The 1,908-nt window shown below is 60.0% G+C and carries 3 protein-coding genes; 1 reads left to right on the forward strand and 2 read right to left on the reverse strand.

The window, feature by feature from the left end:
- Positions 1-190: hypothetical protein (locus VAE48_RS07515; RefSeq protein WP_322792701.1), on the forward strand; the 190-nt coding region annotated here is incomplete at its 5' end.
- Positions 191-358: 168 nt separating this feature from the next.
- Here VAE48_RS07515 and VAE48_RS07520 read toward each other — a convergent pair.
- Together VAE48_RS07520 and VAE48_RS07525 are read right to left on the reverse strand one after the other, a co-directional pair.
- Complete coding sequence (locus VAE48_RS07520; protein WP_322792702.1) at positions 359-1,183, reverse strand: M55 family metallopeptidase; 825 nt, start codon at positions 1,181-1,183, stop codon at positions 359-361.
- 26 nt (positions 1,184-1,209) lie between these two features.
- The coding region (locus VAE48_RS07525; protein WP_322792703.1) for an SIS domain-containing protein at positions 1,210-1,908 on the reverse strand (699 nt) is incomplete at its 5' end.

Genomic DNA, 1,908 nt, shown 5'->3' on the forward strand with positions numbered 1-1,908 from the left:
CCCCGCTATGACGGTGGAGCAGGCGCATGACCATCTCGCCGCGCTTTTCCCGCCGGAAGATTACGGCCCGGCTCACCTCAACCTGATTCGGCTGGGGCGCGAGGTGTGCCATGCCCGCAAGCCGGACTGCCCGCGCTGTCCGCTGCGCGATTTATGCCCATACCCGGCACAATCAAACGAAATTGAATGACTTTTCTAAATTAACGTCAGTTCGGAATAAATCCTTTTTTCATCCGATTTAGAATTTTTCCCCCTCCTGCGCCTCCCCCAATATCGCTTCTGCGATATTGGGGGAGGTGGGTGGGTATATTGCTGCTCACCGCGGTTTGTGCTTATCCCGAACCCACGTTAAATTAACTCATCGGCCTGCCAGGCCGACGGCGGCGCGGAAGGCGCGGTAGGCTTCCAGCATGTCGGCAGCACGATAAGCAATCTTTCTGCCGTCCAAGCGCTGGCTGCCGGGCAACAGCGCGGCGTTATCCACCATTTGCGGGTAGTGGAACTCGATTTCAATGTTGACCGGCGTGTCCACGCGCAGGGGAGCGGGGGCGTCCCCGGCAATCAGCCGACGCATGGCGCGTTCAGCCGTTTCGCGGATGACGCGGCGGGCAGTTTCGAGTGGCAGGCATTGCGCGCTCATCCTTCCGCCAGCGGTTTTGACCACCGCGGTTTCGATGCCGGCAACCCATTCGGCGGCTTCGGCACACACGGCCTGATCGCCGGAAACCATCAGCACCGGTACGCCAAAATGACCGCAAACCGCCGCATTCAGCCCAAACTCACCCACCAGCCGGCCGTTCAGCCAGACATTGAACACCCGCACACTTGACCAGGTGTGATCCAGAATGGCGTTTTGGGTGCCGGCCCGGGCGTGATAGCCGATGAACAGTGCCGCATCCACCCCCTGATCCGCGCCGTCCACCATGCCCCACGGGGTTGGGCTGCCGGCAAATAATTGGGCGCGCGGGTCGAGTTCTTCGATGAGGATGTTGCTGCCGTTCCAGTGACCATCGGCGACGATGAAATCGGTTGCGCCGGCAGCAGCGGCTCCCTGGATGGCTGCGTTGACATCTCCGGTCAGCAGGCGGCGGAAGCGGGCGTATTCAGCGTGGCTGGGGTCGGTCTGGTCGAAATGCACCACGCCGGAAGCCCCTTCCATGTCGGTTGCAATCAGGATTTTCATCAGGTTTTCTCCGTTTTTGTCTTATTTTATTCCTGAAGCACCACCTTGCCCAGATGACGGAACTGACCGGGCACAAAGCCGCGCCGCTCAGCCAGCACAATGCTCAATACCTGAATGGGTAAAATCTCCAGTACCGGACGGGCATGCGGCGAGACAGGAGGGATGACCCATGCCGCCAGGTCAGGCGCAGGTTGAGAGTCAATCCAAACCACCCGCCCGCCGTGGCGCAGAATGTCGTTTGCCAGATTGAGGTTCAGGCTGCGGGTGACTTCATCGCAGCCAAAAACCGCCGCACAGAAAGCAGCATCCACCAGTTCAAATGGTCCGTGGCGGAACTGTGCTGCGCTCATCCCTTCGGCAGGGAATTTAGCAGCCTCTTTCAGCACCAATGCCCCGTTGAAAGCCGCGGCCAGCGAGCTGCCGCGCCCTACCAGCAGCAGCATTTGCAGAGTCTCAGCCAGCTGCCGAAGGGCTTGAAAGTGATCATCCAGCCGCTGTAAGTAACTTTCGGCAGCATCGGCAGCCGCGTAAAAGGAATCCAATTCTGCCTGAATTGGCTCACCCAACAATTGCGCTGCAGCCAGCCCCATCACCGCGAGGGTATTCAGGTAAGTGCGGGTGCTGACAGTAAATTCACTGCCGGCGTTCAGCGGCAGGTAAAAATGGGCTGCCTGTGCCAGCGGGCTGTCGGCTTCGTTGGTCACTGCCAGCAAGGCAGCGGGGGG

Source organism: Bellilinea sp., assembly GCF_034432615.1.
Taxonomy (GTDB): Bacteria; Chloroflexota; Anaerolineae; order Anaerolineales; family Anaerolineaceae; genus Bellilinea.